This is a genomic window from Pseudomonas brassicacearum, assembly GCF_009601685.2.
In the GTDB taxonomy this organism is placed as follows: Bacteria; Pseudomonadota; Gammaproteobacteria; order Pseudomonadales; family Pseudomonadaceae; genus Aquipseudomonas; species Aquipseudomonas kilonensis_B.
This window is the reverse complement of sequence record NZ_CP045701.2, coordinates 3,104,231-3,119,216: the sequence shown is the minus strand read 5'-3', so window position 1 is coordinate 3,119,216 and position 14,986 is coordinate 3,104,231. Positions and strand designations below refer to the sequence as shown.

General features: G+C 58.1%; 13 protein-coding genes. 3 read left to right on the top strand and 10 right to left on the bottom strand.

Annotated elements, in window-relative coordinates:
* Positions 1-164 precede the first annotated feature (164 nt).
* On the top strand, positions 165-935 hold the full coding sequence (locus tag GFU70_RS13595) for a creatininase family protein (protein ID WP_153388215.1): 771 nt from the start codon (positions 165-167) through the stop codon (positions 933-935).
* 241 nt (positions 936-1,176) lie between these two features.
* On the opposite strand, the gene GFU70_RS13590 is transcribed toward GFU70_RS13595, so the two are convergent.
* From GFU70_RS13590 to GFU70_RS13580, 3 genes are all read right to left on the bottom strand, one after another.
* Positions 1,177-1,923, bottom strand: coding sequence for a 3-oxoacyl-ACP reductase family protein (locus GFU70_RS13590; protein WP_196764451.1), 747 nt, complete (start codon positions 1,921-1,923; stop codon positions 1,177-1,179).
* A 124-nt stretch (positions 1,924-2,047) separates the two neighbouring features.
* Positions 2,048-2,824: an alpha/beta fold hydrolase gene (locus tag GFU70_RS13585; RefSeq protein WP_058544139.1), complete on the bottom strand. Its 777-nt coding sequence runs from the start codon at positions 2,822-2,824 to the stop codon at positions 2,048-2,050.
* 23 nt (positions 2,825-2,847) lie between these two features.
* Positions 2,848-3,924, bottom strand: a complete 1,077-nt coding sequence (locus tag GFU70_RS13580) for an alpha/beta fold hydrolase (protein WP_153388214.1) — start codon at positions 3,922-3,924, stop codon at positions 2,848-2,850.
* Between the two features lie 569 nt (positions 3,925-4,493).
* Here GFU70_RS13580 and GFU70_RS13575 point away from each other — a divergent pair.
* A complete protein-coding gene (locus tag GFU70_RS13575) occupies positions 4,494-4,808 on the top strand; it encodes a c-type cytochrome (RefSeq protein WP_153388213.1) in 315 nt (104 codons plus the stop codon).
* Positions 4,809-4,914: 106 nt separating this feature from the next.
* On the opposite strand, the gene GFU70_RS13570 is transcribed toward GFU70_RS13575, so the two are convergent.
* From GFU70_RS13570 to nosR, 6 genes are all read right to left on the bottom strand, one after another.
* Positions 4,915-5,424: a nitrous oxide reductase accessory protein NosL gene (locus GFU70_RS13570; RefSeq protein WP_153388212.1), complete on the bottom strand. Its 510-nt coding sequence runs from the start codon at positions 5,422-5,424 to the stop codon at positions 4,915-4,917.
* Positions 5,425-5,448: 24 nt separating this feature from the next.
* Positions 5,449-6,279 carry an ABC transporter permease gene (locus GFU70_RS13565; RefSeq protein ID WP_153388211.1) on the bottom strand — a complete coding sequence of 277 codons (831 nt, stop codon included), beginning with the start codon at positions 6,277-6,279 and terminating at the stop codon, positions 5,449-5,451.
* Positions 6,276-7,199 (bottom strand): ABC transporter ATP-binding protein, encoded by a 924-nt coding sequence (locus GFU70_RS13560; protein ID WP_153388210.1) that lies wholly within the window; start codon positions 7,197-7,199, stop codon positions 6,276-6,278. Before GFU70_RS13560 ends, GFU70_RS13565 begins: the two co-directional genes overlap by 4 nt.
* Positions 7,196-8,458, bottom strand: coding sequence for a nitrous oxide reductase family maturation protein NosD (locus tag GFU70_RS13555; protein WP_413468861.1), 1,263 nt, complete (start codon positions 8,456-8,458; stop codon positions 7,196-7,198). The genes GFU70_RS13560 and GFU70_RS13555 overlap by 4 nt, the downstream gene beginning before the upstream one ends.
* Before the next feature lie 70 nt (positions 8,459-8,528).
* Positions 8,529-10,448, bottom strand: coding sequence for a TAT-dependent nitrous-oxide reductase (nosZ, locus tag GFU70_RS13550; RefSeq protein WP_153388208.1), 1,920 nt, complete (start codon positions 10,446-10,448; stop codon positions 8,529-8,531).
* Between the two features lie 76 nt (positions 10,449-10,524).
* Positions 10,525-12,651: a transcriptional regulator NosR gene (gene nosR / locus GFU70_RS13545; RefSeq protein WP_413468860.1), complete on the bottom strand. Its 2,127-nt coding sequence runs from the start codon at positions 12,649-12,651 to the stop codon at positions 10,525-10,527.
* Between the two features lie 597 nt (positions 12,652-13,248).
* On the opposite strand from nosR, the gene GFU70_RS13540 reads away from it, so the two are divergent.
* Entirely contained in the window at positions 13,249-14,397 is a 1,149-nt protein-coding gene (locus GFU70_RS13540; RefSeq protein ID WP_153388206.1) for a MalY/PatB family protein, read from the top strand.
* Between the two features lie 175 nt (positions 14,398-14,572).
* Here GFU70_RS13540 and GFU70_RS13535 read toward each other — a convergent pair whose 3' ends face one another.
* Positions 14,573-14,977, bottom strand: a complete 405-nt coding sequence (locus GFU70_RS13535; RefSeq protein ID WP_058544143.1) for a VOC family protein — start codon at positions 14,975-14,977, stop codon at positions 14,573-14,575.
* Positions 14,978-14,986 lie beyond the last annotated feature (9 nt).

Genomic DNA, 14,986 nt, shown 5'->3' with positions numbered 1-14,986 from the left:
ATGTTTGCGATCGATACGTACGTGTAATGTTCTGCCTCGCCTGCGTCATGCTGTGATTGACTTGGTTGGCCACGAGCGCGATCGCCCTCGTGGTTTACCATCCGCATAGCGCAAACAACGCCCTGACCTGCTCCGAAAGGAGTTTGTAATAGCGAGGTAAAAAAATGCTTTTATACAAGTCGACCTGGCCTGAAATCGAGGAGTTCCTCAATCGCAGTCGCACCATTGTCATTCCCATCGGATCGAACGAGCAGCATGGCCCCACCGGGCTATTAGGTACCGACTGGATGTGCCCGGAGATCATCGCCAACGAAGCGCAAAAAGCTGCCGATATTCTGGTGGCGCCCACCTTCAACATCGGCATGGCCCAACATCACATTGGTTTTGCCGGGACCATCACGCTAAGGCCTTCGACCTTTATTGCAGCCATTGGTGACTGGGTGCGTTCCTTGGCCGCCCATGGCTTCGAGAAAATCTTCTTCCTCAATGGTCATGGCGGCAATATCGCTTCGATCGAGGCTGCGTTTTCGGAGCTGTACGCCGAGGCGAGTTTCGCACGACGCCCGGCCGGGTTTGCCTTGAAGTTGTGCAACTGGTGGGACTTGGAAGGTGTCGGTGCACTGGCCAACCGTCAATTCCCGACAGGCCACGGCGTCCATGCCACACCGTCGGAGATCGCTGTGACCCAGTGGGCCTACCCGGACTCGATCAAAACGGCTGATTACACCCCCCAAATTGCCAACTCGGGCCCTATACGCGAGGCCCATGATTTCCGCCTGCGCTTTCCCGACGGGCGCATGGGTTCGGATCCGGCCCAGGCGACACCGGAAAAAGGCGCCGAATTGGTCATGCTGGCGGCACAGAGCCTGGTGCGGGAGCTGGATGCCTTCACCCGGGAACCGGCGCCCGCCAGCGCCTCAACTAACAAACGCTAACGGCGCATAACTGGTGCTAGACGGTTCAAGGCATCACTCTTGAGTCTCCCAACTGCTCGCATGGCGCACCTGTAGGCATCGCCCATGAACAGTTGAACCTTGACTCCAGAGGGAACCGGTATGACCGAACGTTATGGCGATAGCTGCCTGTACAGCGTTGACCGTCTTGGGGCTGACGCCAATACCAAACGCAGGAGCTCGCCACTCCTGCGTCATTGCAGCTCAGTCGAAAGTCGATCCATCAGGCCAGGTAACCGCCATCGACGGTCAGGCTCGCACCGGTGACAAATGAAGCGTCATCGCTGGCCAGGTAGGCAGCCATGCCAGCGATTTCATCTGCCGTCCCCAAGCGCCCCAAGGGAACCAGGCCCACCACGTGTTCAAGATAGGGCGCGTCGGCCGGGTTCATATCGGTCGCGGTCGGCCCCGGCTGAATGTTGTTGACGGTGATGCCGCGCGGGGCAAAGTCCAGGGCCAGGCCGCGGACCATACCGATGAGCGCGGACTTGCTCATGGAATAGGCGCTGGAACCGGGAAAGCCGGTACGCTCCCCCGCCACGCTGCCGACCGTGATGATTCGGTCCCCACGGTTCATGACCTTGGAACACGCTTTGGCCGCAATGTAGGCCGCCCGCACATTGACCGCATACATCTGATCAAAGGCCTCAATGCTGAAGTCGTCGACCGAGCCGAGCCCCAGGATGCCGGCGTTGTTTACCAGGATGTTCAGCGCCCCAAAATGCGCCACCGTGGTCGTCACGGCGCGCTCGATGTCTTCGGCAATTCTACTGTCCGCCTTGATTGCCAATGCCTTGCCACCTTCGCCCTCGATGCTGGAGACAAGTGCCTCGGCGCTGGCCCGGGATGCCGAATAGGTGAAGGCAACCGCCGCGCCCTCCTTGGCCAGGCGACGGACCACTGCGGCGCCAATGCCGCGGGAGCCACCCGTGACCAGGGCGATCCTGGCGGTAAAACGTTGCGAGGTAATAATCATTTTCCAACCCTTCAATTGATGATTCACGACCGGCAGGAAAAATCGATCAAGACAGGCACAGCGGCTTGCCTTGATCGATCCGCCGATCATTGGGTGTCTATGTCCACAGGCCAGGGCATCACTTCGCCGCGGCAGCTGTTTCAATCAAGCGAGCGACCGGCTCGGGATTTGAAACCATCACCACATGGGACGCGCCCTTGACCACTTTCACCGCCTTGGCCTCGGCACGCTGGGCCATGAACGCCATGGCCTGCGGCGGAATGTTCTTGTCCTTGTCGCCATAGATGAACCAGGACGCAATGTGCTTCCAGGCGGGCGGCCCGGCCTGCTCGTTCAAAGCCGCTTGCGTGACCGGTCGTTGAGTCGCGGCCATCAGGGCCGCTTCTCCGGCGGGAACATCCGCAGCGAACTGGTCGTGGAACTTGTCTTGCTGGATGTACAGATCCTTGCCGCCATCAGCCAACGGGACAGGCGCGGCTAGGGTTGGGCCCAGGGTGCTGCCCGGGAATTTGCCGGCAAGCCCAGCGACGGTTTCCCCCGCCTCGGGTGCGAACGCGCTGACGTAGACCAGTGCCTTGACGTTGGCGTGGTCATTGGCCGCTTCGCTGATCACGTTGCCCCCGTAGGAGTGACCAACCAGCACAACGGGAGACTTGATGCTGGTCAACAAGGCTGACACCGCCGCGCCATCGCTTTTCACGCTGCGCAGAGGGTTGGCCGCCGCCACCACCGTGTAGCCGTCTTTCTCGAGAATCCTGGCGACGCCATTCCAGCTTGATGCATCGGCAAAGGCGCCATGCACCAGGACCACGGTGGGTTTTTCAGTTTGCGCAAACGCGTTGGCACCGATGAACAGGCCGGCGCTGCACGCCAGTACGGCAATGACTTTTTTCATTGAAAACTCCTTGGGTTTGGGTGTTAGCGCAGATGATCGGCATCGATCACGGCTTGGGCGAACGCCTGCGGCGCTTCTTGCGGCAAGTTGTGGCCGACACCGCCATCGATCAGGCGATACTCGTATTTACCGGTGAAACGCTTGGCATAGGCTTCGGCGGGCGGATGAGGAGCACCATTGGCATCACCCTCCAATGTGATAGTCGGCACGCTGATCGACGGGAACGTTGCCAGTTTCTTTTCCAGCGCGTCGTATTTGGCCTCGCCCTTGACCAGGCCCAGGCGCCAGCGATAGTTGAAGATTGAAACGGCGACATGATCGGGGTTCTGCAAAGCGGCGGCGCTTCGGTCATACGTCGCATCATCGAAGTTCCACTTGGGTGACGCCAGCTTCCAGATCAGCTTGGCGAAGTCGTGGGTGTTTTTCTCGTAACCGAGGCGACCACGCTCTGTCGCAAAGTAGAACTGATACCACCACTGCAGTTCGGCGGCCGGAGGCAGCGGCGTCTTGCCGGCCTCCTGGCTGCCGATCAGGTAGCCACTCACCGCCACCAGCGCCTTCACCCGCTCCGGCCAAAGGGCCGCGACAATGTCGGCGGTGCGTGCGCCCCAGTCATAACCGCCCAGCACGGCCTGCTTGATCTTCAGCGCGTCCATGAAATCAATCAGATCGCTTGCCAGTGCAGAAGGTTGGCCGTTGCGCAGGGTCTTGGCCGACAGGAAGCGCGTATCGCCATAACCGCGGGCATACGGAATCAGCACGCGATAGCCCTTCTCTGCCAACGCTGGCGCCACATCTGCGTAACTGTGAATGTCATAGGGCCAACCGTGCAGCAGGATGACCACCGGCCCATCGGCGGGACCGACCTCGGCATAGGAAACGTCCAGCAGGCCGGCCTTGACGTGCTTGAGCGGGCCGAACGAGGTGTGACTACCCGGCGTAATGGCGCCGATGGTGCTGGCAGGTACATCAGCAGCATTTGCCTGGGACGCGGCAAAACCCAGGGCACCCAGTTGGATCAAAGCGAATGCCAGGATGGATGGCGCGAGCAAGCGCCGATGCCGCGGTGCGGATGTGTGGTTCAACAGAGTCGTGGCCATGGTGAATCTCCTTTGTGAACGGCGCTGAGCCCGTGAGACGGCGTGTGCCGTCTCGGTGGACCCATTTGACGCCGGCCAGGTATCCCGGATGTGTCACCGACGGCCTGGAAAGAAACAGTTCGTATCGGCAGAGGATCGAGATACACAGGGATACATTCGCCCGAGAAGGACTCGGCTGCAGGGAAAATCGAGGGGGACTGAAACTAATTAACTAAGATTGTCGAGGCGAAATAGTTGGCGGCTGATTTAAATCCATACAATTCAACCGGCTAGGCTGCATAGAATAAATAATTGCTGAATGCGACCCAGTCAGCCAATAACAAACAGGGTTAAGTTTCTATCTTTAGCGTAGAGTCATTGAATAATTGAACGCTTATGAACAGCCAAGCCTCCAATGAAAGTAACACCATTGTCTTTCACATAAATGGACGGCAGCCAATACACCTCAGCCTATACCGAGCGAGCTACCTGGGCCATCCATTGTCTATTCATGCTATTCAACACCAAGCCTGTTGAATAAACCGAAAGCAGGCCGTTTCGAGTCCGCTTCCTTGTCTGAGGAAACACCGATGAAAAGTATTTTTATTCCCCTGCTGGCCTTGGGTGCTGCCCTGACCTTGCAGACGGCTCAAGCCGTTGATGGCGAAGCGCTCTTCAAGAGTAAGCCGTGCGTGGGCTGCCACATGGTCGATGCCCGAATGGTCGGTCCAAGTTACAAGGAAGTAGCCGCTAAATATGCCGGGCAAGCTGACGCGTCGGCGACCTTGGTTAAAAGCATCAAGGAAGGCAGCACGGGTAAATGGGGTCCCATTGCAATGCCAGCCAACCAGGTGACCGATGAAGAGGCGAAGACCTTGGCTGACTGGATCCTGGCGTTGAAGTAAGTTCGTCCGAGAGAAACGCGTCAGTGAAGTTGTCGAGGTAAGTTCTCAAGAAAGACTGTACATCGCAAGTGAGCCAGCTCTCTTCTGCGAAGTGGCTTTCATTCGGTCACATCGTGGACGATTGTTGCAAAAGCGTCAGATCGATGTCCTCAAACCGCAGAACTCTGCCGCCCTGCTCGCTGGCCAGCTTGCGCGCGGCGGCCTCCTCGGAAAATGATGCCAGGACCACGCCCATGGAACCTTTGAGTCGGGTCCCGATGACATAATAGGCCTTGGTAGCATCGATCAAATAATGGTCGTCGGGTTTCTCCCAAGCACTTTTACCCATGTCGTGCACATACAGTTTGGCCTCAGTGACGTGATTCTCTGGCTGAAGCCACCACCCGAGCATTTCTGCGGTGGAGCAGAACCTCTTGACCGTGCCTTTTGCCACGACCTCGCCCTTGGGGCCCGGGAAATCGGCGATCACCATGCCGCAGACATGACACTCGTCGCTCTGATGGAAAGCCACCGGCGCAAGGGTTTGCTTTTCTTCTGCGCGATCATTACAAGCCGCCAACCCCAAACAGATAAAGACGACCAGAGCACGGGCTCCGATCAGGTACAGAGCGTTCATCGCAATAGCCTCGAGCGTAATGAATCAAGTCAGCCGACGGCGAAACATCCAATAAGCCAACAACAGCAAAGCGCCGACCCAGAGCAGCAGGCAGAGCCAGAGCAGCGAAGCCGACACCGGTAAATCACTGCTCAATGCCATGAGGCCGATGGCATTACCGCTGCCCTCGAAACCAGAGAGATTGATCAGGCGATAGATATCGGTGGGGTTGAGCAGCAGTAGCCACGGTAAGAGGTCCGGGTTGAACCGGCCCTTGCTGAGCACCAGCAACGCCAACAGCGCCAGGTCGAATACCAATACGAAGAGAAACCACACGCCCAACGCCATCCCGGCGGCGCTGGATTTCTCGCTGGCCTTGCTGCTCAAGACATAAGCCAGCGCCAGGAAGACCCAACCCAGCAGCGTGGAAGACACCATGAAGCGACCGAACGCCCAGAGCAGCAGCCCCAATTCAACGTCGTCGACCAGCAAGGCGATGGCCACGGCGGCGCAACCAAATCCAATCAACGTGGCCAAGGCCAGAATCAGGCCATGACCGACAAACTTGCCCAACAGGATTTGGCCACGACCCAGCGGGTAGGTCAGCAGTAACATCAGCGTGCCGCCCTCCTCCTCCCCGACAATGGCATCGTAGGCCAGCAGTAGCGCAATCAGTGGCATCAGGAATGTCGCCAGGCTGGCGAGGCTGGCAATGGTTGCCGGAATCGAGGTGAAACCCACTTGCCCGGATGCCGCCGCCCCAAGCCAGGCGATCCCCACTGCCAGAACGGCGAACAACAGACTGATTGCCAGCAGCCAGCGGTTACGCAGGCCGTCGCTGAACTCCTTGGCGGCGATACTCCAAATCTGCGTCATGAATGAGTGCCTTCTGTGGCGACGCTTGCATGACTCATGTAATAGCCGTAAAGGTCCTCAAGGGACGGTTGTTGGATGTCGATATCCTGCGGTGGGTCCTCGTGAAACAACTGGCGCAGCAGATCGACTTTGTGACCGTTGACCGCCATCACCTCGACTCCGTTGTCCTCCATCGCGCTAGCGATGTGTCCAGCGGCCTTCCACCGCTGCAGCCACTGCTCGCGTTGGGCTAACCCACTGACGCGAATACGCGCCGGCAAGTCAGCCTCCTCACGCAGGCTGGCCAGACTGCCGATCGCCCGCAAGCAGCCATTGGCCAGGATGGCCGCACGATTGATATGCGCTTCGACCCCCGCCAACACATGGGAACAGAGGATGATGCTGGCGCCCCGCTGACGCAGACGGTCGATCAACAGGTAAAGTTCTTGGGTGGCGATAGGGTCAAGACCCACCGTGGGTTCGTCCAACAGCAACAGGCGAGGTTCACCGAGAACCGCCTGGGCCAACCCCAGACGCTGGCGCATGCCTTTGGAGTAGGTTTTCACCCGACGGTCTGCGGCGTCGGCGAGACCGACCTGCTCCAGTAGCTCGTCCACTTGTCTCAACGCGGCGCCCTTGAGGCGGGCGAAATAGCGCAGGGTCTCGCGACCACTGAGTTGCGGGTAGAACGTCACGTTTTCCGGCAGGTACCCCAGTTGGCGACGCACCTCGGCTTGTGCGGGTCGGCAACCGAGTACATGCACCTGACCGGCACTGGCCTTGAGCAGTCCCAGGATCAGCTTCATCACCGTAGTCTTGCCCGCTCCATTGTGGCCGAACAAACCCAGCACCTCCCCCTCACCCAGGCTCAGGGTCAAGTCCCGCAACACGGTCATGCTGCCGTAGCGCTGGCTGACCCCTTCAATGTCCACTGCGTTCATAAGCTCGGCTGCTGTGTCTGGGGCATGGTCGGAAGATTCATCAACGGATAGCTGTCCTTGACCCCTGGCGACTTCGTCACCGGGAAACTTTGCTGCACCCAGCGCAGTAATTGGATGCTCGGGCTATTCATCAACAGACGGACCTGCGGGTACAGCCAGAGCAGGCGGTCAACATTGTCGTTGGGCTCGTAGATCACGTCGCCAATCCCATCGTCATTGCGATCCCAACCCAGGTAATCACTCCAGTAATTGCCGTGACTGTCGGCCGACCACTCCTGCGTGCGGCTGGCAACGTATTTGACCTGCTGCTGGTTGTCGACGAAGGCGTTGTCGGCGATACGGTTGTCTTCGGAGCCAGCAGTGAGGTGAATACCCACGGCGCTGCGCTCGAAATGGTTGTGTTCGATGACATTGAACAGCGAGTTGTAGATGAACAGCGCCTTGCCCTCGGCACCGCTGACCATACCGCCGTCGGCGGAGCCGCTGCGCACGTCGCTGATGACGTTGTCGCGCAGTTCGGAATAGGTGATGTAGTTCATGAGGATGCCATAGCCTTCGTCCTGCTCGGAGCGATTGCCAATCACCGTCAGCTTGCGGCTCTGCATCAAGGCATAACCGGTGCGCGTGCGGCGGGTAGTGTTGCCCAGCAACTGGTTGTCGTTGGCATACATGTAGTGCACGCCATAGCGCAGGTCTTCCAGGGTATTGTCTTGCAGCAAGTTGCCGTTCGAGGTGTCGATGTAAATACCGTCGCGGGTCAGTCGCACGTGATTACCAATGACCCGCGCACCCTGCACGGCATACAGATGAATCCCATTGCCGCGATCCTGGGAGCGAATGCCCGGGTCGCCTTCGATGTCATTGTCAATCAGGCTGACATCATGAGTGCTATCCACCCAGATGCCGAAACCGGGGCCCTTCATGCGGTTATGACGTATCACCGCACCCCGGGCCTTGGGACCGATGAACACCGCTGAGTTCATTGCCGTCATGTCACGTCCCCAGTCGAGCAATGTGCACCCCTCGATCCGCACATCCGGTGCGCTGATGAACAGCGCGTTGCCCTGCCCCTGGGCGTTGATCACCGCACCTTCCGCGCATTCGATCTGCATCGATTGATCGACGCTGAACTGCCCCGAGTAGTCGCCCGCCGGCAGAATCCAGCGCTGATCACCGCTGGTTTGCAGGGGTAGTTCGGTGATGGGGCGCGGCGACGCCTGGGCGAGTGTCGACACCAGCACCAACAGCAAAAGTGCCATGCTGTGGCGTGGATCACTGAGCGAAGCCCTGGGCATGGCGTTTACCTTCTTCGCGGCCCTGAGGCACTGTTCAAACCGGCTCGACCAACATCCGGCCGACCATTTCCATGTGCAGCGCATGGCAGAACCAGCTGCAGTAGTACCAGTGCAAGCCAGGCTTGTCGGCGATGAAAGTGATGGACGAGGTCTGCTGGGGGCTGATCTCCATGCTCACACCGTGATTGGTCATGACGAACCCGTGGCTAACGTCCTCCACCTTATCGATGTTGGTGATGGTCACCGTCACCTCATCCCCTTGCTTGACGGTGAATTCAGTGACCCCGTAGACCGGCGCCATCGAGGTCATGTACACCCGCACTTTCTTGCCGTCATGGATGACTTTGTTGTCGCTCTCAAGCTTGATCCCGTCCTTGGCGGCGATCGCCACGGTTTCGGCAAAAAACGGATCGTTACGGTCCCAGATTTTCTTGGTCCTGATCTGGTCTCGACGGGCCATGACGCAGTCGTGCGGTTCGGCGAACGCCGGGCCGTCGTGCACCAGCTTCATCTCGTCGCCGGAAATATCGATCAACTGGTCGTTTTCCGGGTGCAGCGGACCGGTCGACAGGAAGCGATCCTTGGAAAACTTGCTGAGCACCACCAGCCACTGGCCGTCGGCCTCGCTGGTTTCGGTCAGCGATGCATGGTTGTGCCCGGGTTGGTACTGCACATCGAGTTTCTGCTTGATGTAGTTGACCTTCTCACCCTTGTAGGCGCGGATCGCCTCTTCCACATTCCACTTCACCACTTGGCTGTCGATGAACAACGTGGTGTAAGCATTACCCCGGCCATCGTAGGTGGTGTGCAACGGCCCCAGGCCCAGTTCAGGCTCACCGACTACCACATCCCGAGGGTCTTTGAGTTTGTCGTTGAACAGATCGTCAAGCTTGGCGGTGGCGATGATGGTGCAGGTGGGCGAGAGTTTGCCGGCGGCAATGAAATACTTCCCATCGGGCGACATGTTGATGCCGTGAGGATTCTTCGGAACCGGGATATAGCGGGTGAATTCGCTGTCCTTGCCGTCGCTTTTGCGACCGTCGACAACTGGCGACTTGGCATCGCCCAAGGTGATGAATTTACCGGCCTTGATCGCCGCTTCGATGCGCGGGATGTTGAACACCACCACCCAGTCGCGCTCGTTGCGCATCATGCCGCCCAGGTCATAGGCCTTCTCGGAGTTGTAGCAGGTGCTGGCAGCGTATTTGCCGGTGTAGTCGGCGTCGGTATTGTCCAGGTTGCCGTCGACGATCACCTGGAAGGCCATTTCCATCTTCTCGGCGTCGATGGCGTTGAACATGGTGTAGCTGTTCTTATCCTGCAGGTCGAAAGTGCTGCCGTCATTGGGGTGTGGAATGATGAACTCGGCGTTGGCGAACACGTACTGGGTATGCGGCACCTTTTGCAGGCGCAGGCCATGGATGGCTTGCACGTTGGGCACCGTGAGCATCTTGTCGCACTTCATGATGTCCAGGCGAATGCGCGCGACCCGGGAGTTGGCCTTGTCATTGATGAACAGGTACTTGCCGTCGTACTTGCCATCAGTCATGGACAAGTGCGGATGGTGGCAGTCGCCATTCTGAAACCTTGCACTATCACCCAGTATCCGCTTGCTTTCGTTGGTCAGCCCCCAACCGGTGGCGGAGTCGACGTTGAACACCGGTATGCGTAACAACTCACGCATCGACGGAACGCCCATGATCCGCACTTCGCCCTGATGCCCCCCACTCCAGAAGCCGTAGTACTGGTCCAGCTCGCCCGGTGCCACGTGAATTTTCGACTGCGCATCCTTGGCCGCTGCCGCCCAGGATTCGCGGGTGAAGAGCACGCTGCCAAGGGCAGTGCTGCCTGCCAGCGCAACGCCGGTCAGGGCTGAGGCACCGAGGAAACCGCGTCGGTTAAGACCTGCGTCATTGACCGATTCTTGATCTTTTTTCGGCTTTTTATCGCTCACGGGGCTTGCTCCATTGGAGGCAGATATCAATAAGGTCAGGCAATAGGTTCTTGTGCCCTTGCTTGGCAAGGACGGGTCAGGGCTTGAACACTTGCACCACCGGAATCAACTCGGCGTGCTCTGGCACGGGCGCCGGTTTATCCCGCGTCTTGCGCTTGTTCTTGAGCACCAGCGGCGGACATTTGTTTTCGTTGTGGTAAGTCATCTGGCAATCGAGGCAGTAGTGACACTCGTTGCCGTTGATATGGCCATCCGGGTGGATTGCCTGGATTTCGCATTCCTTGGCGCACAGCTGACAGGGCGCGCCACATTCCTTACGGCGCTTGAGCCAATCGAACAGGCGCAGCTTGCTGGGGATGGCCAGTGCGGCGCCCAATGGGCAGACGTAGCGGCAATAGACCTTGCGGGTAAAAATGTTGATGACCAGCAACGCTACGGCGTAGACCACGAACCACCACTGGCGATCGAATTTCAGCGTAATGGCGGTCTTGAAGGGTTCCACTTCGGCAAATTGCTCGGCGGTGGTCATCGACTCGAGAGAGATGCCGAATAGCGCCAACAGGATGATGTACTTCACCGCCCACAAGCGCTCGTGCAGCGCAAAGGGCAGCTCATATTGTGGAATCTTGAGCTTGCGCGCGGCTTCGTTGATCAACTCCTGCAACGCACCGAAGGGACACAACCAACCGCAGAACACCCCTCGCCCCCACAACAGGATGCTGGCGGCGGTAAAGGTCCAGAGAATGAACACGATCGGGTCGGTGAGAAACAGTTCCCAACGGAAGTTCTCGAACAAGGCATGGGCGAAGGTCAGGACATTGACCACCGAAATCTGCCCGAGGGCATACCAGCCGATGAACACAACGGTGAACACCAGGTAACCCCGACGCAGCCAATGGAGAAAGCGTGGGTATCGGGTGAAAGTGTCCTGCAGGAACAGAATCACCATCAGCACAGTCAGGGCTGTACACAGAATGCCGATCTGAAAAGCTTTCTGGTACCAGATATTGACCCACGTCGGCCTGTTGGCAACCTTGATGGCAGCCAACTCTTGAGCGGTGGGCGGCGGGCGCAAGAGGTACTGCTCAGGCAGTTGGTAGGACAAATCGAAACTGCTGAATGTGCCGCTGACCGCGCCGGTCTGGCGTCGTACCAACAATTCCAGGGACCAAGGCGCTCCCGGATCGAACCGAGCGGGTTCGCGCACAATGAAAATAGACATTTCATTGAACTCAGGCATGCCCTTGGCAAATACATCGGAAAGACGCTGGTGGTCCATATCGCGAAAGCTGATGACGTTGCCAAACTGACGCAATTGCACCCGATCAAAAATCCCCCCGCGCACATAACCTGAACCTTTGTAGGAATACAGGCCGCGACCTAATACAGCGATGGCTTGCTCACCTGGCTTGAGGTCTTGCATCAGGAAACGATATTGATTGTCGCCCAGCAGGTTGCGACCAATGGCCGGCGGATTCAAATCGGCTGTATACAGTTCGATAAAGGTCTCATCAACCTGCTCGGCAGTGGCATTGTCGAACCCCTCAGCCTCGCTTCCCTTGAAGGCCGCGTCGACTTGGCCACGGGTCAGGTTGAGACGGCGAATGGCGCCATTGCCGGTCATCTGCTCCCAGGTGGCGGGCTCGAAAAAGTCTTCGCGCACAGTGGCAGGCTTCTGCGTAACACCACTGTTATCCTCGATCAACTTGAGCGATACGGCCACTTTGCGTGCCGCGCGCATGATGATCTCGTTGACCACCATCACGGTAACCGTCGCCCCGGCAATCCCATCGACCGTCACCGCCTCGGGATCACTGGAGTGACCCACGACCACCCTGCGGTCGGCCTTGACGCCCTTGTACTTGGCATCGAAGGCATGAAGTTTTTCGATGGGAATGCCAACCAGCAAAATTGGCTCATGGTGTTCCAGCACGTATGCATCCTGGATGACGCCGTGGGTGTCGAGGATGACCTGCATGTTGATCGGTTTGCCCGAATACGCCGGGATGTCCACCACGTCCTGACTCTGGAACACATAACCGAGCAGGGTTTTTCCGTGACTGATGGTACGGACCTTGAACTCACCGGTGGACTTGGAAAGGTTATCGCTTTCAGGAAAAACTGTTTCTATACGCTGCTGTTCAAGCCCGCCGTATTCCTTCGCATGTACCCCACTGCCTCCACAGAACACCATCACCAGCATGAGTAGCAGCCCATATTTGAAGGGGCACAGCTTACTGGGCGTCGTGGATTTAATAATGATCATCGATTTATTGAGCTTTTGACCTCGACTGAATGAACAGTGAGAACAATTATGCTCGAGTGCCTACTTATTGAATATATGCTCTAAACAGTGCGCCTTAAACACGGGTATAGCAAACGTATTCTATTGCTGCATGGGCAAACTTCGTGCTTGCGTGATAGCCGTCGCTTGATATCAATTAACTAAATTAAATAGCTGTACCCATTAGGTTTTAGGGCGTAACGTCGCAGGGCACGCTATTGGCCGGATTGGTATGAAAACACCGAGCGAATCAATATTTTCAAGCTGACGACTCTCGCTATCTTGTGCAGCTGAATTAAATGACGTTATTTAAAACGTGTCGTTGACACGCCATTGCGCACCCAATTTATCAACCGATCAAAGCTGAAAATCAGACAGCCCAAGAGGTATTTCGTAGCCATATCAACACGGGTGTGCGGCTCGGACTTTATCTCATCTTCTACGCGCCACCTTTTTATCCCCGTCCTTTGCTTTATGATGTTCGCCATCTCAACTCGCTGACTGATGGGAACCCCCATGACTTTCGATTTCGATACGGTATTGGAACGCCACGGCACCGGCAGTACCAAATGGAGCCGCTACCCGGCCGATGTGTTGCCGATGTGGGTCGCCGATATGGACTTCCCCGCCCCCCCCGTGATCTTGAACGCGCTGCACAAGCGCCTTGAGCATCCGATGCTGGGCTACAGCGTGGCCCAGGACAACCTGCGTGCGGCCGTCGTGGCCGACCTGTGGAGCAAGTACGCCTGGCGCGTCGAGCCCCAGCAGATTGTGTTCCTGCCGGGTGTCGAACCGGGCTTCAACATGGCGCTGCATGCCTTGGTAGAACCCCAGCAGAATGTCGTGGTGCAGGTGCCCAACTACCCGCCGCTGCGCAACGCCCCGGGTCACTGGCAGTTGAACAAAGTGGAATTGCCATTCAACTCGGTCAACGGCGAATTCCATACACCGTTGGCTGCATTGCGCGAAGCATTGCAGGGCGGTGGCGCGCTGTTGCTGAGCAATCCTCACAACCCGTTGGGCAAGGTGTTTGACCGTCAGGAACTCAAGGCCGTGGCAGACATTTGCCTGGAGCAGGACGCCTGGATCATCTCCGACGAAATCCATGCCGAGCTGTGCTTCGACGGCCGAGTGCACATTCCGACCGCCTCCCTCAGCCCGGAAATTGCCGAGCGCACCATCACCCTGATGTCCGCCAGCAAGGCCTTCAACATCGCCGGTTTGAAAACCTCGTTCGCCATTATCCAGAACGCCAAGGTGCGCGAACGGGTCAACAGCGCCCGGGCCGGCATGGTCGACAGCGTCAATGCCCTGGGCCTTGAAGCGACCCGTGCGGCCTATAGCGAAGCCGGTCCGTGGCTAGAGGCCTTGAAGGCGTACCTGCAAGCCAACCGCGATTACCTGGCCGAAGCGGTGAACACCCGCCTGCCAGGCATCACCATGACCGTGCCCCAGGGCACTTACCTGGCCTGGCTGGATTGCTCCGGGTTGGGGCTGGATGACCCACAGGGCTTCTTTCTGAAAGAAGCCAAGGTGGGGCTGAGTGCCGGCCTGGATTTTGGCGACGATGCCGGTCAGTTCGTGCGCTTGAACTTCGGCTGCCCGCGGGCGCTGCTGGAGGAAGGGATTGCGCGAATGGAGCGCAGCCTCAAGGCCAGGGTCTAATTCACCCCTGCTCCCGCGGCGCCTGTAGGAGCTGGCGAAGCCTGCGATCTTTTGATCTTGATCTTGATCTTTCGCTCTGGACTCAATGGACAGTGTAAAGATCGCAGCCTCGTTGCACTCGTCAGCTCCTACACGGCTCCTACACGGCTCCTGCAGAATCGAGTGGGTTCGGGCTTTATTCATGCATATCCGGCGCATGGACAAAGCACAGCTTGTTACCCTCCGGATCGCGGCAATACGCCCCGAAATAACCTTCGCAATACTGCGGCCTCGGGCCGGGTGGGCCTTCGTCGAAGCCGCCCATGGCAATCGCCTGCTCCCAGGCAGCACGCACGGTTTGCGGGGAGTCAGCGGCGAAGCTTACTTGCATGCCATTGCCCCAGGTGGCGGGCAGGCCGTTGAAAGGCAACTGGACGAAAACCTGTGGCCAATGCTTGCCGGGGCGCTGCCAACCCTCCCCCGGCGGCCCCGAGTCGTGTTCACCCTCGATACGTTCCAGCCCCAGGCAGCCGAGAACTGCGTCATAAAAAGCGACCATTTTCGGCAGGTCGCGCGCACCGATCTGTATGTGGCTGAACATTGTCCTGCT

Coding starts and splice junctions, on each gene's coding strand:
- GFU70_RS13595 (WP_153388215.1), top strand. CDS start 165: ATGCTTTTATACAAGTCGACCTGGCCTGAAATCGAGGAGTTCCTCAAT.
- GFU70_RS13585 (WP_058544139.1), bottom strand. CDS start 2,824: ATGAAAAAAGTCATTGCCGTACTGGCGTGCAGCGCCGGCCTGTTCATC.
- GFU70_RS13580 (WP_153388214.1), bottom strand. CDS start 3,924: ATGGCCACGACTCTGTTGAACCACACATCCGCACCGCGGCATCGGCGC.
- GFU70_RS13575 (WP_153388213.1), top strand. CDS start 4,494: ATGAAAAGTATTTTTATTCCCCTGCTGGCCTTGGGTGCTGCCCTGACC.
- GFU70_RS13570 (WP_153388212.1), bottom strand. CDS start 5,424: ATGAACGCTCTGTACCTGATCGGAGCCCGTGCTCTGGTCGTCTTTATC.
- GFU70_RS13565 (WP_153388211.1), bottom strand. CDS start 6,279: ATGACGCAGATTTGGAGTATCGCCGCCAAGGAGTTCAGCGACGGCCTG.
- GFU70_RS13560 (WP_153388210.1), bottom strand. CDS start 7,199: ATGAACGCAGTGGACATTGAAGGGGTCAGCCAGCGCTACGGCAGCATG.
- GFU70_RS13555 (WP_413468861.1), bottom strand. CDS start 8,458: ATGGCACTTTTGCTGTTGGTGCTGGTGTCGACACTCGCCCAGGCGTCG.
- nosR (WP_413468860.1), bottom strand. CDS start 12,651: ATGCTGGTGATGGTGTTCTGTGGAGGCAGTGGGGTACATGCGAAGGAA.
- GFU70_RS13540 (WP_153388206.1), top strand. CDS start 13,249: ATGACTTTCGATTTCGATACGGTATTGGAACGCCACGGCACCGGCAGT.
- GFU70_RS13535 (WP_058544143.1), bottom strand. CDS start 14,977: ATGTTCAGCCACATACAGATCGGTGCGCGCGACCTGCCGAAAATGGTC.